At 65.6% G+C, this 23,544-nt stretch carries 23 protein-coding genes; 4 read left to right on the plus strand and 19 right to left on the minus strand.

Annotated elements, in window-relative coordinates:
* Positions 1-42: 42 nt before the first annotated feature.
* From AC0GNO_RS12545 to AC0GNO_RS12555, 3 genes are all read left to right on the plus strand, one after another.
* Positions 43-2,277, plus strand: a complete 2,235-nt coding sequence (locus tag AC0GNO_RS12545) for an ATP-binding protein (RefSeq protein WP_472904148.1) — start codon at positions 43-45, stop codon at positions 2,275-2,277.
* A gap of 363 nt (positions 2,278-2,640) precedes the next feature.
* Positions 2,641-4,119: a SulP family inorganic anion transporter gene (locus AC0GNO_RS12550; protein ID WP_472904149.1), complete on the plus strand. Its 1,479-nt coding sequence runs from the start codon at positions 2,641-2,643 to the stop codon at positions 4,117-4,119.
* A gap of 13 nt (positions 4,120-4,132) precedes the next feature.
* Entirely contained in the window at positions 4,133-4,996 is an 864-nt protein-coding gene (locus tag AC0GNO_RS12555) for a universal stress protein (RefSeq protein ID WP_472904150.1), read from the plus strand.
* Between the two features lie 44 nt (positions 4,997-5,040).
* Here the strand turns inward: AC0GNO_RS12555 and tolA are convergent, their stop codons facing one another.
* The 16 genes from tolA to AC0GNO_RS12635 all read right to left on the minus strand — a co-directional run bounded on the left by tolA (position 5,041) and on the right by AC0GNO_RS12635 (position 19,507).
* Positions 5,041-5,997, minus strand: coding sequence for a cell envelope integrity protein TolA (gene tolA / locus AC0GNO_RS12560; RefSeq protein WP_472904151.1), 957 nt, complete (start codon positions 5,995-5,997; stop codon positions 5,041-5,043).
* 12 nt (positions 5,998-6,009) lie between these two features.
* On the minus strand, positions 6,010-6,450 hold the full coding sequence (locus AC0GNO_RS12565; protein ID WP_472904152.1) for a biopolymer transporter ExbD: 441 nt from the start codon (positions 6,448-6,450) through the stop codon (positions 6,010-6,012).
* 1 nt (position 6,451) lies between these two features.
* Positions 6,452-7,144, minus strand: a complete 693-nt coding sequence (gene tolQ / locus AC0GNO_RS12570; protein ID WP_305363075.1) for a protein TolQ — start codon at positions 7,142-7,144, stop codon at positions 6,452-6,454.
* 30 nt (positions 7,145-7,174) lie between these two features.
* Entirely contained in the window at positions 7,175-7,636 is a 462-nt protein-coding gene (ybgC, locus tag AC0GNO_RS12575; protein WP_472904153.1) for a tol-pal system-associated acyl-CoA thioesterase, read from the minus strand.
* Positions 7,633-8,853, minus strand: a complete 1,221-nt coding sequence (locus AC0GNO_RS12580; RefSeq protein ID WP_472904154.1) for a pyridoxal phosphate-dependent aminotransferase — start codon at positions 8,851-8,853, stop codon at positions 7,633-7,635. The genes ybgC and AC0GNO_RS12580 overlap by 4 nt, the downstream gene beginning before the upstream one ends.
* A 21-nt stretch (positions 8,854-8,874) precedes the next feature.
* A complete protein-coding gene (gene nusB, locus AC0GNO_RS12585) occupies positions 8,875-9,414 on the minus strand; it encodes a transcription antitermination factor NusB (RefSeq protein ID WP_291187155.1) in 540 nt (179 codons plus the stop codon).
* A gap of 2 nt (positions 9,415-9,416) precedes the next feature.
* Complete coding sequence (ribH, locus tag AC0GNO_RS12590) at positions 9,417-9,881, minus strand: 6,7-dimethyl-8-ribityllumazine synthase (RefSeq protein WP_472904155.1); 465 nt, start codon at positions 9,879-9,881, stop codon at positions 9,417-9,419.
* Between the two features lie 34 nt (positions 9,882-9,915).
* Complete coding sequence (gene ribBA, locus AC0GNO_RS12595; RefSeq protein WP_472904156.1) at positions 9,916-11,046, minus strand: bifunctional 3,4-dihydroxy-2-butanone-4-phosphate synthase/GTP cyclohydrolase II; 1,131 nt, start codon at positions 11,044-11,046, stop codon at positions 9,916-9,918.
* Positions 11,043-11,690: a riboflavin synthase gene (locus tag AC0GNO_RS12600; protein ID WP_472904157.1), complete on the minus strand. Its 648-nt coding sequence runs from the start codon at positions 11,688-11,690 to the stop codon at positions 11,043-11,045. Before AC0GNO_RS12600 ends, ribBA begins: the two co-directional genes overlap by 4 nt.
* Positions 11,691-11,804: 114 nt before the next feature.
* Positions 11,805-12,926 carry a bifunctional diaminohydroxyphosphoribosylaminopyrimidine deaminase/5-amino-6-(5-phosphoribosylamino)uracil reductase RibD gene (ribD, locus tag AC0GNO_RS12605; RefSeq protein WP_472904158.1) on the minus strand — a complete coding sequence of 374 codons (1,122 nt, stop codon included), beginning with the start codon at positions 12,924-12,926 and terminating at the stop codon, positions 11,805-11,807.
* Between the two features lie 97 nt (positions 12,927-13,023).
* Entirely contained in the window at positions 13,024-16,296 is a 3,273-nt protein-coding gene (locus AC0GNO_RS12610) for a pilus assembly protein (RefSeq protein ID WP_472904159.1), read from the minus strand.
* Positions 16,297-16,361: 65 nt separating this feature from the next.
* Positions 16,362-16,925: a hypothetical protein gene (locus tag AC0GNO_RS12615; RefSeq protein WP_472904160.1), complete on the minus strand. Its 564-nt coding sequence runs from the start codon at positions 16,923-16,925 to the stop codon at positions 16,362-16,364.
* Positions 16,925-18,004, minus strand: coding sequence for a PilW family protein (locus AC0GNO_RS12620; RefSeq protein ID WP_472904161.1), 1,080 nt, complete (start codon positions 18,002-18,004; stop codon positions 16,925-16,927). The genes AC0GNO_RS12615 and AC0GNO_RS12620 overlap by 1 nt, the downstream gene beginning before the upstream one ends.
* 8 nt (positions 18,005-18,012) lie before the next feature.
* Complete coding sequence (gene pilV / locus AC0GNO_RS12625; RefSeq protein ID WP_472904162.1) at positions 18,013-18,594, minus strand: type IV pilus modification protein PilV; 582 nt, start codon at positions 18,592-18,594, stop codon at positions 18,013-18,015.
* The gene (locus AC0GNO_RS12630) at positions 18,594-19,097 is read right to left on the minus strand and encodes a GspH/FimT family pseudopilin (RefSeq protein ID WP_472904163.1); all 504 of its coding nucleotides are present in this window, start codon (positions 19,095-19,097) and stop codon (positions 18,594-18,596) included. The genes pilV and AC0GNO_RS12630 overlap by 1 nt, the downstream gene beginning before the upstream one ends.
* The gene (locus tag AC0GNO_RS12635) at positions 19,094-19,507 is read right to left on the minus strand and encodes a type IV pilin protein (protein ID WP_472904164.1); all 414 of its coding nucleotides are present in this window, start codon (positions 19,505-19,507) and stop codon (positions 19,094-19,096) included. Before AC0GNO_RS12635 ends, AC0GNO_RS12630 begins: the two co-directional genes overlap by 4 nt.
* 372 nt (positions 19,508-19,879) lie before the next feature.
* Between AC0GNO_RS12635 and AC0GNO_RS12640 the strand changes: the two genes are divergently transcribed.
* The gene (locus tag AC0GNO_RS12640; RefSeq protein ID WP_472904165.1) at positions 19,880-20,428 is read left to right on the plus strand and encodes a GspH/FimT family pseudopilin; all 549 of its coding nucleotides are present in this window, start codon (positions 19,880-19,882) and stop codon (positions 20,426-20,428) included.
* 72 nt (positions 20,429-20,500) lie between these two features.
* Here the strand turns inward: AC0GNO_RS12640 and nrdR are convergent, their stop codons facing one another.
* The 3 genes from nrdR to AC0GNO_RS12655 all read right to left on the minus strand — a co-directional run bounded on the left by nrdR (position 20,501) and on the right by AC0GNO_RS12655 (position 23,415).
* The gene (gene nrdR, locus AC0GNO_RS12645; RefSeq protein ID WP_472904166.1) at positions 20,501-20,950 is read right to left on the minus strand and encodes a transcriptional regulator NrdR; all 450 of its coding nucleotides are present in this window, start codon (positions 20,948-20,950) and stop codon (positions 20,501-20,503) included.
* A gap of 31 nt (positions 20,951-20,981) precedes the next feature.
* On the minus strand, positions 20,982-22,226 hold the full coding sequence (gene glyA / locus AC0GNO_RS12650; protein ID WP_472904167.1) for a serine hydroxymethyltransferase: 1,245 nt from the start codon (positions 22,224-22,226) through the stop codon (positions 20,982-20,984).
* Between the two features lie 286 nt (positions 22,227-22,512).
* On the minus strand, positions 22,513-23,415 hold the full coding sequence (locus AC0GNO_RS12655; protein ID WP_472904168.1) for a lytic transglycosylase domain-containing protein: 903 nt from the start codon (positions 23,413-23,415) through the stop codon (positions 22,513-22,515).
* Positions 23,416-23,544: the final 129 nt, after the last annotated feature.

Below are 23,544 nucleotides of genomic sequence, written 5' to 3' on the forward strand. Positions count from 1 at the left end.
CTCCTCAACCCCGGCCCGATGGAGCCGATAGTGCATGCAACCATGAAATTGCAACACAAGGCCTGGGCGCTGGTGCTCGTGATCGTCGGCCTCAGTGCGACCAGCGTCGTGCTGGGCTCGCGCTACATCATTGGCGACTCGTTCGCCGACCTGCAGGCCGATCGCGCTGCGCAGGAAGGTGAGCGCGCCCGCCGCGTGCTCAACCAGCAGGTCCAGGCGCTGGGCGCCACCGCACGCGATTACGCCTACTGGGGCGATGCCGTGGACTACGTGGCAGGCAGAAAAGCCGGGTTCATGTCGGACAACTTCGGTGCCGAGAACCTGGGCTACCTGCGCATTTCGGAGGTCGTGGTGTTCGATACGCAGGGCCGGGCGATCGCCACCGTGGCCCGCAGCGGCGAAGACGGACTGGCCGAGGTGCCGGCCGAACGCGTCGCACCGCTGCGCGAGCTGATCGCACCCATCCTGGCTTCCGGCAACGTCAAGACCGTGCTGCAGACCCTGCGCGTGATCAACGGCCAGCTGGAAATCGTGGTGGGGGCCGCCGTGCACCACCCCGACCACCCTGACCAGCCAGCGCAGGGCACCATCATCATGGTGCGCCATTTCGATCAGACCGAAGTCGCGCGGTTGGCCGACGTGCTGATGACGCCGACGCGCCTGAGCTTCGGTGCGCCCGATCACGGAGGATCGGACATCCACCTGGTCCCGGTGGACGACGACCACGACGATCTTCACGCCGTGCTGCAAGACCATCAGGGCCGGCCCGTCGCCGAACTGGTGCTGACGCTGGACCGCCGCCTGCAGCAGCAGGGACAGGCGCTGGCCTGGCAGGGCATGGGACTGGCCGCCCTGGCGGGGCTGCTGGCCAGCGTGTTGCTGGTGTTGCTGCTCGACCGCCTGCTCCTGCGACGCCTGCAGCGGCTGCACACCGATCTCCATCTCGTCACACAGCAGGGCATCGCATCGCCGGGCCTGGTGCATGTGCAGGGCAACGACGAACTGACCCGGTTGGCGGAGGGCATCAACAGCCTGCTGGCACGCGCGCGGCAGGACGCCGATGCACAGCGCGCCGCACACGAACACCAGGAAGCGCTGCAGATGCAGCTGATGCAGAGCCAGAAGACCGAAGCGCTGGGCCGTCTCACCGGTGGCATTGCCCACGATTTCAACAACTCGCTGGCCGCCATCACCGGCTGGGTCCGGTTGGCCGTCGAAGACCTGCCGGATCCCGGACACCCCAGTCACGAAGCCTTGCAGCAGGCCCTGAAGGCGACGGGTTATGCCGATGGCCTGATGCGCCAGCTGCTGGCCTTTGGTCGCCAGACCCCGCCGAAACTGCGGCGCCTGCACTGGACCAGCCTGATCGAGGAAACCCGGCAACTGGTGGGTGCGGGCCTGACGCGCGATTGCGAGCTGGTGGTGGACTACCGGGTCGTCGACGACGAGGTCGACGCCGACCCCACCCAGCTGCAGCAGGTGCTGGTGAACCTGTTGATCAACGCAGCCGACGCCATGCAGGGCAAGGGTCGCATCGAACTCACGCTCAATGCCCTGGACCTGCCGCTGCCCCCGGCGCACGCCGTGCCACCTGGCGCGGCCGGGCTGGAGCCCGGTCGCTACCTGGTGCTGACCGTGCGCGACCATGGCCCTGGCGTTGCGCCCGAGCACCTGGACCGGGTGTTCGAACCGTTTTTCACCACCAAGGCCAAGGGACGCGGCACCGGCCTGGGCCTGTCGGTGGCACAGGGCATCGTGGTGCGCCATCACGGAGCCCTCGGGCTGCGCAACGAGCCCGATGGGGGCGCCTGCTTCCATCTCTATCTGCCGGCCAGCCGGCGCGAAGTGGCGGTTGACCCGATCGCCGCGCCCGGCGGTGGACACGACCCGGGACACCAGCTCCTGTTTGTGGACGACGACCAGCTGGTGCGTCACGCCTGGAGCGCGCTGCTGGAGCGCAAGGGCTGGAACGTGACCCGCTCGCGCGACGGGGAAGAAGCCTGGGCGCAATTCACCCAGACCGGCAAACGCTGGGATGTGGTGCTGACCGACCAGTCCATGCCCGGGCTCGACGGCGTGGGGCTGGCGCATCGCATCCGCGCCACCACCTCACCCCCGCCCATCGTGCTGATGAGCGGGCATGCGAACGAGGTCGCGCCCGAGCTGCTGCAGTCGCTGTTTGCCGCCGTGCTGCACAAGCCGGTGGATGCGGCTGAGCTGCAGCGCGTGCTGCAAGACGTGCTCGCTGGCGCCGAAACCTCGCCGACAGAGGGCTGAGCGGCACCCCCCTGATCGCCAGCCGTCACCGACAGGGCGCTGCCCGAAGCGCCCCGTTAGAATGGTTGGCTTTCATGACCACCGGGTTGCGCTGCATGGCGTCTCCAGCCCGGCTCGGTCCAGATCCCGGAGTCACCCTTGTAAGTTCCAGTGATCCCCTCGTCCAGGGCTGCCCGGCCCCCCGCGCATGCCGGTGCACAGGCCGGGTGAGACACAGGCCGGGGACTGGATCGGAACTGGCCGGGATTCATGGCCGTTGTGCCTCCCGTTGTGCTGGTGCCCAACGGGCCGGTGATCTTTGATTTTCCCCTGTGTCGTTTTGTGCGGCGGCGGCTTGTCCGCTTTGTCACTGGAGTGTCTGTTGTGTTCAAGAATTTCCAGCAGGACTGGTTGTCCAATGTCCGCAACGATGTGCTGGCCGGTCTGGTCGTCGCGCTGGCTCTGATCCCCGAGGCGATTGCCTTTTCCATCATCGCGGGTGTCGACCCGAAGGTGGGCCTGTACGCCTCGTTCTCCATCGCCACCATCATCGCCTTCACGGGTGGGCGGCCCGGCATGATCTCGGCCGCCACCGGCGCCATGGCGCTGGTGATGGTGACCCTGGTCAAGAGCCACGGACTGGACTACCTGCTGGCCGCCACGGTGTTGACGGGTGTGCTGCAGGTGCTCGCCGGGTGGTTCAAGCTGGGCGTGCTCATGCGCTTCGTGTCGCGCTCGGTGGTCACCGGCTTCGTCAACGCGCTGGCCATCCTGATCTTCATGGCGCAGCTGCCCGAGCTGACCAACGTGACCTGGCATGTCTATGCCATGACCGCCGCCGGCCTGGCCATCATCTACGGCTTCCCCTACATCACCAAGTCCATCCCTTCGCCGCTGGTCACCATCGTCGTGCTCACGGGTGTCTACATGTTCCTCGACCTGGACATCCGCACCGTGGGTGACATGGGCGAACTGCCCGACAGCCTGCCGGTGTTCCTGATCCCCGACATCCCGCTCAACCTCGAGACGCTGAAGATCATCTTTCCCTATTCGCTCACGCTGATGGTGGTGGGCCTGCTCGAATCGCTGATGACGGCGACCATCGTCGACGACCTGACCGACACCAAAAGCGACAAGAACCGCGAGTGCGTGGGCCAGGGCGTGGCCAACATCGCCACCGGCTTCATCGGTGGCATGGCGGGCTGCGCCATGATCGGCCAGAGCGTGATCAACGTGAAGTCGGGCGGGCGAGGGCGCCTGTCCACCCTGGTGGCGGGCGTGGTGCTGCTGATCCAGGTGGTGTTCCTGGGCGAGTGGGTGAAGCAGATCCCCATGGCCGCGCTGGTGGCCGTGATGATCATGGTCTCCATCGGCACCTTCAGCTGGGGTTCGATCAAAAGCCTGCGCGAACACCCGGCCAGCTCCAGTGTGGTGATGGTGGCGACCGTGGTGGTCACCGTGGCCACGCACGATCTGGCCAAGGGCGTGCTCACGGGCGTGCTGCTCTCCGGCTTCTTCTTTGCCCACAAGGTGGGGCAGATCCTGCGCATCCGGTCGCTGGCCGAGGATGAAGGCCGCCTGCGCACCTACACCGTCACCGGCCAGGTGTTTTTCGCCACGGCCGACCGCTTCAACAACGCCTTCGACTTCAAGGAAGTGATCGAGCGCGTGCGCATCGACGTGAGCCGCGCGCACTTCTGGGACATCACCGCCGTGAGCGCGCTCGACAAGGTGGTGCTCAAGTTCCGGCGCGAGGGGACCGAGGTCGAGGTCATCGGCTTGAACGAAGCCAGCGCCACGATGGTGGACAAGTTCGGCGTGCACGACAAGGAAGGCGCCGAAGACCTGCTCACCGGTCACTGAAAGCGAGCACCACATGACCACCGACAACAAAGTTCTCGCCTGTGTGGACCAGTCCACCTATGCCGACCACGTGACCGACTACGCCGCCTGGGCCGCCCGGCGCATGGCTGCGCCCCTGGAGTTGCTGCACGTGATCGACCGCCACCCGGAAACCAGCCAGATCCAGGACCACAGCGGCTCGCTCACGCCGAACGCCCAGGAACACCTGCTGGGCGAACTCGCCGAAGCCGACGAAGCGCGCACGAAGGCCGCGCGCGAACAGGGGCGCCTGTTTCTCAACCGCCTGCGCGAGCGCGCGCTGGCAGCCGGCGTGATCACCGTGGACGTGCGCCAGCGCATGGGCCATCTTGACGAGACCCTGCACGAACAGCAGGCCGGTGTGCGCCTCTTCGTGCTGGGCCGGCGCGGTGAGTCGGCCAGGAGCACACAGCGCGACCTGGGGCGCAACGTGGAGCGGGTGGTGCGCGCGCTGGACCGCCCCATCCTGACCGTCACCGACGGCTTCAAGGCCCCCGAGCGCGTGCTGATCGCCTTCGACGGCAGCAGCATCACGCGCCGGGGTGTCGAGATGGTGGCGGCCAGCCCCTTGTTCAAAGGCCTGCCCGTTTACCTGCTGATGTCGGGCAAGGCCAGCCAGGAGGGTCCGAAGCAGATGGCCTGGGCGACAGAGAAGCTGGAAAGTGCCGGCTTTGGCGTGGTGGGGGAGATCGTGCCGGGCGACCCGGAGACCGTTATCGCGCAGGCCATCCAGTCCCGGGGCATCGACCTGCTGGTGATGGGCGCCTACACCCACTCGCCCCTGCGCAGCCTCTTCTTCGGCAGCAAGACGGCCGACCTGCTGCGTTCGGCGCGCATCCCGACGCTGCTGCTGCGCTGAGAGGCCGAGCCTGGCCCCGGTGTGGGGGCTGGGCTGTGCGGGTCTCAGTCGAGCGGGCGCATCTCCACGATCATCGGCGATGGCACGCGCCCGTCGACGTCGCGCGGCAGGCTGCCGGTGCGGTCGATGGCGCGCAGGGCGGCATCGTCCCAGGCGGCATTGCCGCTGCTTTTCAGCAGACGGCGCGAGGTGATGGTGCCGTCCGCCAAGGCCCGCACTTCGATCTCGGCCAGCAGCTTGCGGGGAAACTCTTCCGAGTAGCGGATGTTGGGGCGGATGCGCTCACGCACCCGGTTGCCATAGCCGGACGACGGGCCACTCGACCGGGCAGCGGAACCGCGTGCATCGGGGCTGCCGCTGGCGCCGACCTGCCCCATCATCCGGGCCATCTGATCGGCGCGGAGCTTGGCGGAGAGCTCATCGCGGCGGCGTTCGGCCGCTTGGCGTTCCTGTTCCTGCTTCTTCTGCTCCGCCAGTTTTTTCTTCTGCTCCGCCAGTTTTTTCTTCTGCTCCTCGGCTTTCCTGTCCTGCGCGAGTTTTTCAGCGGCTTTCTGCTTCGCCTCTTTTTCTTTTTCCAGCGCCTCGGCCTTGCGTCTGGCGTCGGCCTTTTTGGCCTGCTCCTGCTCCTGCTCCCGCTTCTCGGCCTCGACCTTCTTCTTGGCCTGCGCGGTGGCGATGTCGGCCTGTTTCACCGCAGGCGGTGGCGGTGGTGCCGGGCGCGGTTCGGGTTTGGGTTCGGGCTTGGGCTCGGGCCGCGCCTCGGGTTCGGGCGGTGGCGGAGGCGGTGGGGGAGGCTGTACCGCGCGGGGCGCGGCTTCGCGCGGCACGCTGGACCAGAGTTCCGCTTCGAACGACACCAGCGGTTCGTCCTTCTGCCAGTGCACGCCCCAGGTCAGCGCGCCCATGAGCAGGGCATGGGCCACCAGCGCAAGACCCACGGGCCCCAGCCAGCGGCCCGGGCGTGGCGGTTTGAGGTCGTGGGTGTCGGCGGTGATCTGCATCGGCGTGGCGGGTCAGCGCGAAGTTTGAACAGACAGGCCGACGCGTTCGACCCCCGCCCGCTGCAGGGTGTCCATCGCCTTGACCACGGTCTCGTACTTGATGCCCTTGTCGGCGCTGATGACGACGGGTACCTTGGCGGCTTCACCGCCTTCGGCCGCCGCCTGCAGCTTGCGCACTTCGTCGGCCAGTTGCGTCATATTGACGTCGCGACCGTCCTTGTTGGACAGGCCTTGACGCACTTCGATCATCTCGTCCTTGTCGATGATGATCTGCACGAAATCCTTGGGTTGCGCGTTGGCCTGTCCGACGCTGGGCAGATCGATCTGGCTCGGCGAGATCAGCGGCGCCGTGACCATGAAGATGATCAGCAGCACCAGCATGACGTCGATGAACGGCACCATGTTGATCTCGTTCTTGGTGCGCCGCGCGCGGCGTAAGGAGCTGGCTGCCATGTCAGTGACCCGAAGCCGACTGGTGGCCCAGGTTGCGCTGCAGGATGTTGGAGAACTCTTCCATGAAGGTTTCCATGCGGTTGGCCACGCGGTCGATGTCGTGGGCGAAGCGGTTGTAGGCGACCACGGCGGGGATGGCGGCGAAGAGGCCGATGGCGGTGGCCACCAGGGCTTCGGCGATGCCGGGCGCCACGCTGGCCAGCGTCACCTGGGCGAGCGCGGCCAGGCCGGTGAAGGCGTGCATGATGCCCCAGACGGTGCCGAACAGGCCGACATAGGGCGCCACCGAGCCGACTGTGCCGAGGAAGGAGAGGTTGGCTTCCATGACGTCGAGTTCGCGCTGGAAGCTCGCGCGCATGGCGCGGCGTGCGCCGTCGAGCAGGGTGCCGTTGTCGCTGATGTGGCGCTCGCGCAGTTTCTGGTATTCGCGCATGCCGCTGGCAAAGATGCGTTCCAGCGGGCCGCCGTGGCGCGCGCTCTGGGCGGCAGCGGCGTAGAGGTCGTTGAGGTTGGCGCCCGACCAGAACTCGCGTTCAAAAACCTCGTTGTGCGCGTTCACCCGCTTGAGCGCGAAGACCTTGCGGAAGATGGCGGCCCAGCTGACGATGGACACCACCACCAGCAGCAGCACCACGGCCTGGACCACCCAACTGGCGTTGAGCAGCAACTGGACAATGGAAAGATCTTGGGTCATGTCGTTCGGAGTGGTTGGAGGGGGAAAGGTTCAGGTGTTGGGTGCGGGCGCCTGGATCACATCCAGCACCTCGGCAGGGATCCGCTGTGGCCGCATCGTAGCGGTGTTCACCCAGCCGATGCGGATGCTGCCTTCACACAGCAGCGAACCGGCTTCGCCATCCTGCTGCGCTTTCAGGAGCGCAGTCTGCCTGATTGTGAGGGACGCCTTGCCGACTTCCAGCACACGGGCGGTAACCAAAAGCAAATCGTCGAGGCGCGCCGGGCGCAGGTAGCGCACCTGGGTGTCGGTCACCACGAACATGCCGCCCAGCTTGTCGCGCAGGCCTTGCTGCTGGATGCCGAGGCCGCGCAGCCACTCGGTGCGGGCGCGCTCGAAGAATTTGAGGTAGTTGGCGTAGAACACGATGCCGCCGGCGTCGGTGTCTTCCCAGTACACGCGCACCGGCCAGTTGAACGGAGGGCTGTCCGTGGCTTCGTGCCCGATGTTCACAGGGCCGCCTCCAGCCGGGCCACCGCTTCACGCAGCTGGGCCATCGAATTGGCGGTGGAAAAACGCAGGTAGCGCCCGGGGTCCGCGTTGCCGAAATCGCGGCCGGGCGTGGTGGCGAGCTGGCAGCGTTTCATCAGCTCGAAGGCCAGGGCCCAGCTGCCGCCTTCGTCGGGCCGCGCGCCCTGCGGCGGGATGCCCCAGCGCTCGCACAGCCCGCTCACATCGGCCCAGGCGTAGAACGCACCGTCGGGCATGACCGGCACGGTCAGGCCGAGGCGGTTGAGTTCGGGAATGAAATAGTCGCGCCGGGCCTTGAACTCGGCGCGGCGGCGCTCGTATTCCGCCAGGCTCTCGGGCTCGAAGCAGGCCAGCGCCGCGTGTTGCGCGATGGTGCTGGCGCAGATGAACAGGTTTTGCGCCAGCCGCTCCACCACGGGCACCAGCGCGGGCGGCAGCACCAGCCAGCCCAGGCGCCAGCCGGTCATGTTGAAGTATTTGGAGAAGCTGTTGACGCTGATGATTTCATCGCCCAGGCCGTCGGGCAGGCCGAGCGCGCTGTGACCGTAGTCATCCTCGTAGCTCAGACCGAGGTAGATCTCGTCGACCAGGGTCACGCCGCCGCGCTCGCGCACGAAGCGGGCGATGCGTTCCAGCTCGTCGCGCGCGATGCTGGTGCCGGTGGGGTTCGACGGCGACGCGAGCAGCACGCCGCGTGTGGCCGGTGTCCAGGCCGCTTCCACATGGGCTGCGCTGAGCTGGAAGCGCTCGGTCGGGCCGGAGGGGATGAGCACCGCCTTGCCTTCGGCCGCCTGCACGAACTGGCGGTTGCAGGGGTAGCTCGGGTCCGGCATCAGCACCTCGTCGCCGGCCTCGATGAGCGCCAGGCAGGCGAGTTGCAGCGCCGCCGAGGCGCCCGCGGTGATCACGATGCGGCCCGGGTCGATGTCCAGCCCGAAGCGCGCCGCGTACCAGCCGCTGATGGCGCGGCGCAAGGCGGGCAGGCCGGTGGCCGCGGTGTACTGGCTGCGTCCGTCGTGGATGGCCCGCTCGGCGGCGAGCTGTACCAGCGGTGGCGCGGTGAAGTCGGGCTCGCCGATGTTGAGCGTGATCATCGGGCGGTCGCCGGGTCGGGCTGCGGCCGCCATGTCGGCCGCGGCCTTGGCCAGCTCCATCACGTAAAAAGGCTCGACCCGCTGGGCGCGTTGGGAAATCCGCATGCTGTGGCTGTTGTTCCGGTCTCAGGCTTCGTCGGCACCATCGCTGCGCGGGCCCGAGGGCTTGCGCGCAGGCGCCTTGCTCGGTGCGGCGGCGATCTCGGCCGGTCGCAGCTGGGCGGCGAGCTGGTGCAGCACGCCGTTGACGTATTTGTGGCCGTCGGTGCCGCCGAAAGACTTGGCCAGCTCGATGCACTCGTTGATGACCACGCGCCAGGGCACGTCGAGGCAGTGCTGGAGCTCGTAGGCGCCGATCCAGAGCACGCCGCGCTCGATGGGCGAGAGTTCGACCAGCGGGCGATCGAGCAGGGGCGTGATCAGCGTGTCGAGTGCGTCGGCCTGGGCCACGCAGCCGTGGAGCAGGGCGTCGTAATGCACGCTGTCGGCCTTGTGGAAGCCGGAGAGGTCGCGCGTGAAGGCATCGATGTCGCTGGCTTCGTTGCGGCCCACCATGTGCTGGTAGAGCGCCTGCAGGGCGAACTCGCGGGCGCGGGTGCGGGCCGATTTGTCGGCGGCCTTGCGCGCCTTGGGAGCGCTGGTGGTGGTCGAGGTGGTGTCGTTCATGTTCAGCCGATGTCTTCCAGCAGGTGGGCCATTTCGATGGCCACGCGTGCCGCGTCACGGCCTTTGTCTTCCTGGCGGGCGACCGCCTGCTCCAGGTTTTCGGTGGTGAGGATGGCGTTGGCGATCGGGACCTGGTAGTCCAGTGCCAGGCGCGTCACGGCCGAGCCGGATTCGTTGGCCACGAGTTCGAAGTGGTAGGTCTCGCCGCGGATGATGCAACCCAGGGCGATCAGTGCGTCGAAGTCGTCGCGCTCGGCCAGGGCCTGCAGGGCCACGGGCACTTCGAGCGCGCCGGGCACCTTCACATGGGTGATGTTTTTCTCTTGCACGCCCAGCGCCAGCAGCTCGGCGTGGCAGGCGTTGAATAGCGCATCGGTGACGCCTTCGTTGAAGCGGGCCTGCACGATACCGATGGCGAGCTTTTTGCCATCGAGCGGATTGGGAGTGCCTTTGTCTGCGCCGAACATGGGGGATTTTCTTTCTGGTTGTGTCTGAAAAGGTTCAGGCGTTGCGACTGAGGTATCCGGTGATTTCGAGGCCGTAGCCTGTCATGCTGGGCATGCGGCGCGGGTTGCCCATGAGCTGCATCTTGTGCACGCCGCATTCGCGCAGGATCTGTGCGCCCACGCCGTAGGTGCGCAGGTCCATGCGGCCGCGTTCGGGTGCCTGGGCCGAGCGGGCCGTACCTTCGAACTGGGCCAGCAATTGCGCGGCCGTCTCCCCGCAGTTGAGCAGCACGGCGACGCCCGCGCCGGATTCGGCGATGTGGCGCAGGCTGGCTTCGAGGCTCCAGCTGTGCATGGAGCGGCCCACTTCCAGCGCGTCCAGCACGGACAGCGGTTCGTGCACGCGCACGGCCACACTCTGGTCGGGCGCCCACTGGCCCTTGACCAATGCGAGGTGCAAGGCACCGCTGGGGCCGTCGCGAAAGGCGTGGGCGGTGAATTCGCCGAAGGCGGTGTTGAGGCTGCGGGTGCCGAGCTTCTGCACCAGGCTCTCAACGCGGCTGCGGTGTTCGATCAGGTCGGCGATGGTGCCGATCTTCAGGCCGTGTTCGGCGGCGAACAGCTGCAGGTCCGGCAGGCGGGCCATGGTGCCGTCGTCCTTCATGATTTCGCAGATCACGGAAGCGGGCGAGCAGCCGGCCATGGCGGCGAGGTCACAACCGGCTTCGGTGTGGCCCGCGCGCATGAGCACGCCGCCTTCAACAGCCTGCAGCGGAAAGATGTGGCCGGGCTGCACCAGATCGTCGGCCTGGGCTTGGGGTGCCACGGCGGCCTGCACGGTGCGCGCGCGGTCGGCCGCCGAAATGCCGGTGGTCACGCCCTCGGCCGCTTCGATCGACACCGTGAACGCCGTGCCTTTCTTGTCGCCGTTGCGCACGACCATGGGCGGCAGCTTGAGCTGTTCGCAGCGCTCGCGCGTGAGCGTGAGGCAGATCAGGCCGCGGCCGAAGCGGGCCATGAAGTTGATGGCTTCGGGCGTCACATGATCGGCGGCGAGCACCAGGTCGCCTTCGTTTTCACGGTCTTCCTCGTCGACGAGGATCACGATGCGACCGGCGCGCATGTCGGCGACGATGTCCTCCACCGGGGAGATGGCCACGGGCGCCAGGGTTTCGGGAGCGTTCATGCTGAAGAGTCCTTGGGTTGGGTGCCGGAAGCGCTGAGCATGCGCTCCACGTAACGCGCCACGGTGTCGATTTCGAGGTTGACCTGGCTGCCATCGGCCAACTGGCCGAGCGAGGTGTTTTCCACCGTGTGGGGAATGAGGTTGATGCTGAACTCGCAGCCGGCGGCGCTGTCCTGGATCTGGTTCACCGTCAGGCTCACGCCGTTGACGGTGATGGAGCCCTTGTAGGCGAGGTATTTGCCCAGATCGGGCGGCGCCATCACCCGCAGCTCCCAGCTTTCGCCGACGCGGGCGAAACGGGTCACGGTGCCGATGCCGTCCACATGGCCGGAAACGATGTGTCCGCCCAGCCGGTCATTGCCGCGCAAGGCCTTTTCCAGGTTGACGCGGTTGCCCACCGTGTCCAGGCCCGCGGTGCAGGCCAGCGATTCGGCCGACACGTCGATGGTGTAGCGGTGGTTGGGCACGTCCAGTGAGGTGACGGTCATGCAGGCGCCGTTGTGCGCGATGCTGTCGCCCAGACCCACGTCGTCAAGGTAGCCCGGAGGCGCCTCGATCGTGAGTCGCTTGCCGTGGTCCAAAGAGCTGCCCAGAGCGTGGAGGTCGGCGATACGCCCCACGCCGGTGATGATGCCGGTAAACATAGGCGCGTATTTTCGCAGGGTTTGCGCGCGCTTTCCGGCCGAGGGTCACCTGAAAGGCAGAAATGCCGGGCGGCCGGGCACCAGAAGGGGGCCTGCCCAGGGCAAACGGGGTGTTCAGGGGTGCAAAAAGGCGTCGTGGCCGCGCACCCGGGCCACGATCCGCAGGTCTTCACCCACCGGGTCGATGGCATGAAAAGCCAGCTTCGTGCCGTCCTCCAGCGTCTGCAGCGGACCAAAACCGGCCATGCCGTGGCCCCCTGTGCCGAGCAGCAGCGGGGCCAGGTAGAGCAGCAGTTCGTCCACCAGGCCTTCGCGGATGAACGAGCCATTGAGTTTGTGGCCCGCTTCCAGATGCAGCTCGTTGACCTCGCGCTGGCCCAGATCGCGCAGCATCGCCGCCAGGTCCACCTTGCCCTGGGGGCCGGGCAGGCAGACCACCGTGGCACCCCGGGCTTCCAGCGCCGCCTGCTTCTGCGGTTCGGTGGCGGCGCAATAGATGAAGATCTTGCGCGCCAGCCCCTGGGCGGGCGGGCCGAAGAGGCGGGCGGTCAGCGGGGTTTCCAGCCGGCTGTCAACGATCACCAGATGCGGCTGGCGCGGCGTGTCCACCAGCCGCACATCCAGCATCGGATCGTCTTCGAGCACGGTGCCGATGCCCGTCAACACCGCGCAGGCGCGGGCGCGCCAGGCATGGCCGTCGCTGCGCGCGGCTTCGCCGGTGATCCACTGGCTCACCCCGTTGCCCAGTGCCGTGCTGCCGTCCAGCGAGGCAGCGACCTTCAAACGCACCCAGGGTGTCTTCCGGATCATGCGGCTGAAGAAGCCGATGTTGAGTTCGCGCGAGGCGCGGGCGGCTTCGCTGTCGGGTGGCAGCAGCTCCACCGCAATGCCCGCGGCGCGCAAGCGCTCCAGGCCACGACCCGCCACCAGCGGATTGGGATCGCTCGTGGCCACCACCACCTTGCCCACCTGCGCGGCGATCAGGGCGTCGCAGCAGGGCGGGGTGCGGCCGTGGTGGGAGCAGGGTTCGAGCGTGACATAAACCGTGGCGCCGCGCACTGAGACGCCAGCGGCCTGTGCCGTTCGCAAGGCCATGACCTCGGCGTGGGGACCGCCCGCCTGTTGGGTGTGGCCGCTGAAAACCTGACCGTCGGGGGTCTCGATGCGGCAGGCGACCCGGGGATTCGGTTCCGACAGGCTGATGGCGTGGGTCGCGAGCTGGCTCAGGGATTCCATGGGTTCAGGTTGGTTCGCCGGTGCCATCTTCGCCGTCATCTCTCAGCCGGCCCGCCCTGCGCGGACGCGGGACGGGCGGGTCGAACCGGTGGCAATCTCAACGGTTGTTGTTGTTGATGCGCCAGTAGAGCGGGCGGCGCTTGGGCGACAACAGTGGCGTGGGATCGGTCACCGTCAAGGGTGAGGGGCCCGCACCACCGATCAGGAAATGCTGCTTGGTGGTGGTGGGTTCGCCATCGTCGCCCGCAGGACCTTCCAGCAAGACCACGCCGGCCACCGGCGAGGGAATCATGCCGCCGCCCAGGATCTCGGTGGGCTTGAGCGGCACGCCGCAGAACAGCGGGAACTGGTAGGCAAAGCCCTGACCGAGGTTGCCCACGCAACTGTCGGTTTTGTCCGGCGCCGGCCGGTTGGTGCCGAAATAGGTGATGCCCGACACCGTCAAGGGCGCGTTGATGACCTTCTCGCCGTTGGTGGCCAACTGGATGTAGCAGCCGTTCGCGTTGACCGTGTCACCTGTAGGCACTGGCACCATGGTGGTGTTGTTGACGGTGGCGATCTTGGTGATGTCGGTCAGGCTCAGCGCCGTGGTGATCGGGGCCGCCAGCGGATCCTTGATCAGGAAGAAGCGGTCGCTGGTGACCTTGAGTGCGGGCTTTTCCCGGTCGCCGGTGCCGACCAGAATCGCCGCGTAGGTTTTGGTCATCACCACGTCGGGCCGGTAAAAGACCTTGCCTTCCAGATTCGCGATCTTGGTGGTCTCGACCGTGTTCCAGGTGGCGGACGACAGCAGGTCACCGCTGGCGGGCACCGAGACGCGGTAGAGGTTGCCGCGCACATCGGCGAAATACAGCCGGTCGGGCCGGCCATCCCGGTTGGTGTCGACCAGCGTGATGTCGCTGGGCACCGAATAAGTGGTGTCGAGGCGCTTGACCAGGGCACCCGTGCGCCCGTTGATGATGAACACCGCGTTGCCGATGTTGTCGGACCCGTTGTCGTCTTCTTTGGGATCGTAGCCTCCCCCCATCACGGTGAGCAGCTCGGGCGTCGCGGTTTTGTCCAGCGGGATGGTGCGCGGCATGGACCAGGTCTGCGCCAGCTTGGCAAAGTCGCCGCTGCCACCGCTGATCTTCCACTTGAAGCGGGGCGCCGTTTTGGACGTGACGTCCAGCGCGTACACGGTGCGACCGCCGCGGCGCATGGTCGGGTAAATGAGGGCTTCCTGCAGCGCGCCACTGGTGTCGTAGCGGGTGTAGCTGCCGATCGGGCCGTCCATGCCGTAGCTTCTCGGCTCCTGACCGCCGGTCGGCGCGATGAGATTGCCCTTGTCGTCGTTCTCGGGAAGCTGCAGCAGGGGTTCCCCATTGCGCAGACGCGTTTGCAGGGCGTAGTGTTCCCGCGGAACGAAGGACCACAGTTCCGAGCCCGCGCCGGTGCCGCTCTTGCGGCCGTCAATGGCGTGGAAGAAGCCGTCGTTGGTGCCGTAATAGACCACCACATCCTTGCCGCCGTAGTTGATGGCCGTGGGCGTGGCATGCAGCACGTCGCCGTGCATGCTGTGGCGCGCGCCGGTGTTGCCCAGTTCGGTCACGGTGGAGCCGACTTTGTAGGAGCCGTTGAAAGCCTCTGCGCCGAGGTGCAAGGGCTGACCCAGCAAGTTGTTTTCGCCGCGGGCCCAGGCGACCAGGGCCGCATCCAGGCCCGTGTTGGTGGTATTGAAGGGTGTGTTGGACAGGAGCGCATTGCCGGCGGGGCTGTCCGGCAGGGTGTAGACCTTGCGGTCGCTGGCGTCTTGCAAGTTGGCCTGGCGCAACATCTGCGCCGCGCCGCCCTTTTCGGTGACCGCGCCGTCGGGGCTGTCGCTGGCGCTGGCGGGCGTTCCCATGGGGTTCTTGTCAAAGAACACGCTGTCGAAGGTCCAGAAGCTCTGGGCCGTGGCGGCGAAGAAGCCGCCGGACGTAGCGGCTTTGTCGTTGGCGTCCACCAGGGTGAGCGCGCTGTTGACGGTGCCGATCTGGTACTGGCGCATGTTGCCGATCCAGCGCGGACGGAATTCGCCGTCGGGGCGGAACATGCCGACGTAGACCTGGTTAAGGAAGGTGCCCTGGGCGTTCGTCGCCACCGGCAGCGCCGTGGACGCAAACACGCTGTCCACGGTCGCGACCTTGAGGAACACATCCTCGAACTCGGAGATGAGTTTCAGCAGGTCGCCGCCGACTTCGACGTAGACGTTGTCCGGGCTGCCCACCGAGGCCATGGATTTCAACAGCTTGGTCTGCTTCAGGTCGCTCTGCGCGTTGAACACGTTCACGGTGTAGGTGTACAAGGGTTGCACCCCCGAGGCGGCGTTGACGTCTGTGTTGGCCGCGAAGTAGGCCCATTCGTCGGCCAGGCGGCTGGTGTCGGAACTGGTCGCCGACAGGGTGGGCGGCGTATAGCCGATGCCGCTGAACGCCAGCGGCCCCGCATTGGGTTCGGCATTGGGGTAGCCATTGCCGACCAGCAGCAGGTAGTTGCGGTTGCACTGGGATTCGGGCGGTTGGTAGTTGGTCAGTCCCGCATCGGTGAACGCCGAAGGATCGGCCAGTTCAGTTTTGCCAACGCCGTTGCCAAAGCGACCCGTGCCATACCCGACACGGCTGACAGGGCTGCCCGGCTCGTCGGTCGCAACGAGGTTGGGGTTGGTGTAGCCGCCAAAGTACTTGAAGGCTTCGTACACCGCCGATCCGTAGTTGGCGTCCCCCGGTGCCTTGTAGTCGGGGTCGTTGATGTTCTTGGCGAGGGTATCGATCTTGTCGATCAGGGCCGCACACGTGTCTTTTTTCAGGGGCTGGACCGCGTGGTGGATCACCGCCGTTGGGTCATTCGAACTGAGATAGGAACCCTTGGTGCTGTTGAACAGCGAGAGTCCCACGTTGATCGCGATTTTGGGTGAAGCCGCCGCGCACACCATGTCGTTGAGCACGTATTTCAGGGCCTGCAGCTGCACCTGCCCCTGGGTGGGCGCTTTGCTGCTGTTCCACTCGTTAAAGCCCGTTTGCCACGGCCAAAGAAGTGAGGCGGTCTTGTAGGCGCCGAAAACCGCCGTGACGGCATCCTGGCAGGGGGTCTTCCCGCCGGTGTCCGACGCCTTGCATTTGTCGTAGACGCTGCCGGGATACCAGGCATTGCTCTGGGCCGACCAGTTCGCCGTGTTGTCGAAGTGGATCAGCACATTGGGCGCCAGGGAGGCGTTCGCCGACGGGCCGTAAATGTCGGTGTCTGCCGCCCAGACCGCGGCCACGGCGGTGAGCGAGAACAGCACGGTGCTGCCTTGGAGCAGGCGCAGCTGACGCCGGGTGCGGGGGGGGAGGGTCGGGCTGGTGGTCATGGTTGGGTCCTTTCCCGCGGGCGGGTCAACGGAGGGCGTGTTGGGGGGCCGAAGCGGCTTGGGGATCAGAAATCGCAAACATCGGTAACGCTGTTCACGCGCACGCCCACACCCTGCTCGACCTGGACGTTGGCTGCGCTCACCGTATCGGTGGCGGTCAGCGCCACGGAGAACTGGACTTCAGAGCAGATCGCTGGCGGTTCGCCCATCTGGTTGGCGCTGCTGCCGAAACATTGCTGGTCTTCCTTCTTCTCCTCGTCGAGATCTTCCCACTTGACCGGGGCCACATAGTGGCATTCGACTTTGTCCACCTTCACCGCGATATCGGCTTTGCCATCGCCGTTGACATCGGACGAAAAGGCCGCATTCGGGGCTCCCGGGCCCGCCATGCCGTGGGTCAGTGCGGGCTGGATGAAGCCGTCGTAGTCGCTGAGGATGTTGGCCACCACCTCGTTGCTGGCGTTGATGGCCTCGGTGCGCCACTGCATGTTGCCCACCGCCTGCACGCTGGTCTGGGAGCCACGGAACACCGCGGTCGCGACGACGGCGAACAGCAGCAGGAAGACCATGGTGACCAGCAGCACCGAGCCTTGCTGTTTGCCGGACCGTTGTTGAAGGCGTGGTTTCATCATTCTCTCCGGCCCGTCACGTTGGTCAGCGGCACGGTGGTGGTGAGCAGGGTGCGCTTGAAGCCGGACGGCAGATCGGCCGGCGTGAGGATGAGTGCACCCATCTGGAAGCTGCGTTCTTCCTTGTGGCCTGGATCGGGCAGGCTGGAGCGGGTCAGCATGTGCACCCGCACGGCCATGACATTGCGCCACTCGTAGGGATCCACCGCTGTGATGCCGGCAAAAGGCAGCACTTCATCCACCTGCCCGTCACCATCGGTGTCCACGCCGTATTCAAACTGGAGTTGTTCAACCCCTTCGGCCACCGTGTTGACGACAAAACTGCCGCCGATACGCTCAACCCGCTTGAGGGACGGGATGCCGTCGTTGTTGGTGCAGTCGTTGCACTTCGATAAAAAATAGGTGCGCTGCGACAGGCGGTGAACGTTATTGAACGCGTTGCAGGCCGCGTTCTTCAGCACAAAGTTGCTTGCAGGGCCTGTGGCGACGATGACCTGGGGGTCGGGGGCGCAACTCGTGGCCTGGGTGTTCGCGTCAGACCCCTTCGTCTGGATGTACAGGTCGGTTGTCTTCGTCTCGTCCCGCAGATCGGGGTCGGGGTCCCCGGTCTCGGCGTGGGTCACGGTGATGAGCTCGGTTTTGTCGACTTTGTCGCGCAGGCCCGTCAGGCAGTCCTGCGTGCCATCGTCTTCGTCGGCCATAAACCCTTGCACGGCCGGCGGCATTCTGGTCGCGGCCGCGTTCCAGCCCAGGTTCCAGGGGTTATCAGGGTTTGGGGGGATCAAAGGCTCAGGACAGGGAACGATGGCTTGGTAGGTGGTGGCGTTGCCGGGCACGTGTTGGGCGTAATAACCCGCGTGCAACAGGTCTTCGGTCAGGGTGTCCAGCGCAAACCGCGCGTTTTCCAGGCGCCCGATGCTGCGCTCCAGATCGTGCTGATTGCGCGAGTTGTAGGAGAAAAAAACCGTCAGCCCGAGCAGCACGATGAGGCCTATGGTCATGCCGATCATCAGCTCGACCAGGGTGAAGCCACGCATGCCTGCTGCGCGCCCGGCGCGGGGGAAATGGTTGGGTTTCATGGTGCGCATCATTCGGCCAGGGAAGGAATGCGCACCGTCGTGCGCAGGACGCGCCGGTAGGCGTCGTCGCCGAACTGGCCTTCACCGCAGTCGCTGTTTGGAACCGTGTCGGGTTCGCCGGGGGTGGTGCCGCCCCAGGCCACCGTGATGGTGAAGATGGGCGCCACCGGATCCCGGCTCAGGCAGCCCCGGTAGCCCAGCGCAGCGGCATTGCCTCCGGCCTGGGCGTCGTTGGTGCCCAGCAGCAGGTTGTGCCAGCTGCAAAGATCCACCGCCGCCACCCCGACGCCAGCACACACCGTACTGGTGGCGCTGGGCGTTCCGTAGCCGGTGGCGGGCTGTGTCGCGGCCACGTAGTTGCCGGCCACGGCCAGTTGTTTGTTGGTGATGAGGCGTCCCGCCATGTCGCTGAGCAGGGTGGAGGCCCGTGTGCGCTGGACCGTGTCGACCGCGAGGGTGGTGGCCTTGGTGACGAAGCCGGCCAGGGCCAGCAAGCCGAAGGCGATGATGACCAGCGACACCAGGATTTCGATCAGCAGGAAGCCGCGTTGCGTGGCGGGCTGGACCGAGGGGCTTTGGCGCGAGGTCATCATGGGCAAGCCTCTTTGACAGAGCGGGCCGATCCGGTTGGCTGCAGCTTGACGCAACGGCCGGTCACACCGGTCAGGCTGGAAGTGATGCTGAAGTCGGTCGCGTCATCGCCATCGGCAACCACATCGGGCCTGCCATTGCGTAGGAAGCTGATCTCGGTCTCATCGGATGCGATGGCAATGGACCCCGTGAGGGCCTCGCGGGTCTTCAAGGTGGTGCCACCGGATGTGATGCGCCACCCCTGATTCCAGTCATCGCCCTCGGATGCCATTACCACCACCGCATTTCGCTTGATGGCTTCCGATCGCGCGATGTTCAGATCATTCACCAGGTCAAATGAAATGGACTTGATCCGCATGGTGGCGATGGTGTTGCTGAAGCTGGGGGCCGCGAGCGCCGTGAAGATGCCGAGAATGGCAATCACCATCAGCGCTTCAATGAGCGTGAAACCGCTTTGCTTTGGAGAGCCGGCCGCGCGGCCCAAGGCTGCCCGTGATTTCACCAGCAACCCCCTTTGGCGGCGCCTTTGGCGCCTTGCGCATTCAGGGTCAAGGTGCCGCAGGTGTCGTTGGCCTGACCGCCTTTGGGTGCCGCCTGCAGGGTGAAACCCATGGGTTGAACATTGTTGACCACGATGGGCAGGGTGATGTCGTAATACAGGCTGACGCTGCTGGGGGCCGCCAGGCCCAATGCGACCAATGTGCTCGCATACATGCGCCGGTCCACCAGAAAGTGTTGTTGGCGCGAGGCCACTTCGTACATGAAAGCCTGTGCATCAGCACGCCGGCCCTTGCGCACGTAATCCTGGTAGCTGGGCAAGGCAATGGAAGCCAGGATGCCGATGATCGCGACGGTGATCATCAGTTCAATCAGGGTAAAGCCGCGCTGCAGGCTGGTGCGTAGGACGTTCATGGTGTTTGGATGTTTCCACTGCATCGTAGCGGTTGACATCGAATGGGAGCGCCCTGGCTGATGAGCGGCCGGGAAGTCCGGTTCGACGGTATTTTGCGGTGCAAAGTGCCTTTGCCGGAGGCGGCAAGGGACCGCTCGGGCGGTGATATCCCGGCGCCTGGGTCTCCCGCACCTGGTCGGTTCATGCCCATCCGGAGGGATGAACCGCAGGTATTCAGGGTGCATTCCGGTTTCATGGTTTACATAATCGAATGCGGTATCTGGCATTCGCCATTTTTGCAGCAGCTTGCGAATTCAGGCCGTATGCTTGCGGGTGCAACGACCTGTGTTTGAAAGAAGTCGGGTCCTAAAAAATGCGCAGAAGGGAAGGGTATGAATAGAAGAAAAAATCACGGATTCACGCTGGTTGAATCCCTGTTTGTCATGGTCATAATCGGTATTTTGCTGGCCATGGCCCTTCCGGATTTGTCCGGTTTCGGGCATGGCACTCGCCTTTCGGCTTATTCGAACAGGTTCTTGGCGGCGCTTCTTTTGACCAGAAGCGAGGCCATCAAGCGGAATTCCCGGGTGGCCCTCTGCAAATCACGCGATGGACAGTCTTGTACCTCCGATGGACCTTGGTCACAAGGGTGGATCGTTTTTTCCGATCCCAACAACAATGTGCAACTCGATCCGGGTGAACATCTGTTGTTGACGGAGTCGGCCATGCCAGGCAGTTGGTTGATTTCTGGAAATGCGCCGGTTTCCAGGTTCGTTTCCTATTCTGGCGCAGGGTCCAGCCATCTGGTGAATGGCGCTTTTCAGGCGGGAAGTATCACCGTTTGCCGAAAAACAGACGTGGCTGCCCAGGCTTCACGGATCATCATCAACAGTGCGGGCCGACCGCGGACGGTCAGGGCGGTGTTGACATCCTGCCCATGAAAGCACAATCCGGTGGTCGCTTTTTGCCAGCGGCAACCAGCATTTTCGAGGATTCGCCACAGTAACGGGCGCTCACTTCCTCACTTCGTCCACCAGCGCCCGGAACTCGTCAATGTCCTCAAAGCTGCGGTACACGCTGGCGAAGCGGATGTACGCCACCTTGTCGAGCTTCTTGAGTTCGCGCATGACCATTTCGCCGAGCCGGGTGGCCGGGACTTCGCGGGCGCCCAGGTTCAGCAACTTTTCTTCGATGCGCTCGATGGCCGCGTCGACCTGCTCGGTGCTGACCGGGCGTTTGCGCAGCGCCAGCGCGAACGAGGCCCGCAGCTTGGCCGGCACGTAGTCGACCCGCCGGCCATCTTTCTTCACCACGGCCGGGAAGCTGACTTCCGGCCTTTCATAGGTGGTGAAGCGCTTCTGGCAATGGCCGCACTGGCGGCGGCGGCGGATGAAGTCGGCGTCTTCGGAGATCCGGGTCTCGACGACCTGGGTTTCCAGATGAGCGCAGAAAGGGCATTTCATGGTTTCAATGGCACCTTGCTGCGGTGGCTGCTCAACGGTAGACCGGGAAGCGGGCCGTCAGGGCGTTGACCTTGGCGCGCACGGCCTCGATGTTGGCCGGGTCGCGCGGGTTGTCGAGCACGTCGGCAATGAGGTTGGCGGTCAGGCGGGCTTCTTCGTCCTTGAAGCCGCGGGTGGTCATGGCGGGGGTGCCGATGCGCACGCCGCTGGTGACCATGGGCTTTTCCGGGTCGTTGGGAATGGCATTCTTGTTGATCGTCATGTGGGCGCTGCCCAGCACGGCCTCGGCTTCCTTGCCGGTGATGCCCTTGGCGCGCAGGTCGACCAGCATGACGTGGCTCTCGGTGCGGCCGCTGACGATGCGCAGGCCACGCGAAACCAGGGTTTCGGCGACGATGCGGGCGTTGGTGATCACCTGTTGCTGGTACAGCTTGAAGTCGGGCTGCAGCGCTTCCTTGAAGGCCACGGCCTTGGCGGCGATCACGTGCATCAGCGGGCCACCCTGCAGGCCGGGGAAGATGGCGCTGTTGATGGCCTTTTCGTGTTCGGCCTTCATCAGGATGATGCCGCCGCGCGGGCCGCGCAGGCTCTTGTGGGTGGTGGAGGTCACGACGTCGGCAAACGGCACCGGGTTGGGGTACACGCCCGCAGCGATCAGGCCGGCGTAGTGCGCCATGTCGACCATGAAGATGGCGCCGACTTCCTTGGCCACTTTGGCGAAGCGCTCGAAATCGATGCGCAGGCTGTAGGCCGATGCGCCGGCGATGATGAGTTTGGGTTTGGTTTCCCGCGCCTTGCGCTCCATGGCTTCGTAGTCGATCGCCTCGTTGGCGTCCAGGCCGTAGCTGACCACGTTGAACCACTTGCCGCTCATGTTCAGCGGCATGCCGTGGGTGAGGTGGCCGCCTTCGGCCAGGCTCATGCCCATGATGGTGTCGCCGGGTTTCAGGAAAGCCAGGAACACGGCTTCGTTGGCGGAGGCACCGCAGTGGGGCTGCACGTTGGCCGCGTCGGCGCCAAAGATCTGCTTGACGCGGTCGATCGCCAGTTGCTCGGCGATGTCGACGTATTCGCAGCCGCCGTAGTAACGACGGCCGGGGTAGCCTTCGGCGTATTTGTTGGTGAGCTGGGTGCCCTGGGCGGCCATGACGGCGGGCGAGGCGTAGTTTTCGCTGGCGATCAGCTCGATGTGGTGTTCCTGGCGCGCGTTTTCGGCCTGGATGGCGGCAAACAGCTCGGGGTCGGTTTGCTCGATGAGGATGTTGCGGTCGTACATGGTTGGCAGTCTTGGGTAACGTGGATCCCGGCGCGCGTCAGCGGGGTGACGACGGCAGGGGCTGCCCAGGCGAACGGCTGATCACCTGTCTTGGCAGCCAGGCGGCACGCTTCCCAGTGGTTGTCCCTGCGGTCCCGGATGGGGGCAGGGGGGCCACGTCAGCACCGAAGGTCGGGCAGGGAGCCCTGCGCCTTGGGTGCCTATCGCCAGTTGCGTACGGGGCCTAGTTTAGCCGAGCAGGGCTGCCCGGCGCCCGGGTGGAAGATATTCCCGGGGCCCGAGCCGGTCACGAACGGACCAGCAGCAGGGGTTCCATGATTTCCGCAGCGGGGGGCGCAGCGTCGGCGGCCTCCAGTTCGGGCGCGTCGGACGCTGGCAAGGCCTCGGTCTCCGCGGGTGCGACGACCGGCGTGGCTCTTCTGTAGACCGGGAAGCGGGTGGGCATGGGCTTGCCCAGCGCCACGCTCTGGATGCGCAGGTGTTCGGCCATCACTTTGTTGATGTAGCCGCTGCCATCGGTGGTGACCGCACCGACGTACAGGCGCAAGCCGCCTTCGATGGAACCCGCCCGTTTGATGCAGTCCTGCAGCACCCGCGCACCCACCCGCAGGTTGGACACGGGGTCGAAGGCGGCCAGCTGACCGCCAAAGTCTTCGTATTTTTCGGTGTGCACGCGCGTGAGCACCTGCATCAGGCCCTGCGCGCCGACAGGGCTCTGGGCAAAAGGATTGAAGCGCGATTCCACGGCCATGACCGCGAGGATCAGGGTCGGGTCCATGCGCGCCTTTTCGCCGACCTCAAAGGCTTCGGCCACCAGCACGCCCAGTGGTTCGGGCGCGACCCGGTACTTGCGGCTCAGCCAGAAGGCCACGTTGGCCTGCTGTTTGGGCAGGTGGTGGGGCAACACGGCGGTCACCCGTTGCACGGCGTCGGGTTCGGGTTCAAACGCGATCACAGGCTCGTTGGCCTCCTGGCGTTGCTGCAACCAGCCGAGCAGGTGTTGCTCGGCGTCCTGGCGCAGGTCGCTGCGTGCTGCGAGGGTGATCAGGCCCAGCGCGAGGGCCATGCCCATCAGGGCCAGGCCATTGTGGGTGATGGCGACAAAACCCTGGTACGCGTCGCTCAGGGTGGTTTTGAGGGATGCCGTGGCACCTGAGGTGCTCTTGTGTGGGCGGTGGATATCGTTCATGTGGTCTCTCCTGTCGGTGCCGCGGTGACCGGATGGGTCGGTGCGGCTGGCTGGGCACCTCATCGAGGCGGGCTTTGTGAGCCATGCGGTCGATGGACCCTGCTGGGTCAGCGGCTCGGGTTTACCCTG

Source organism: Hydrogenophaga sp. L310, from assembly GCF_055703065.1.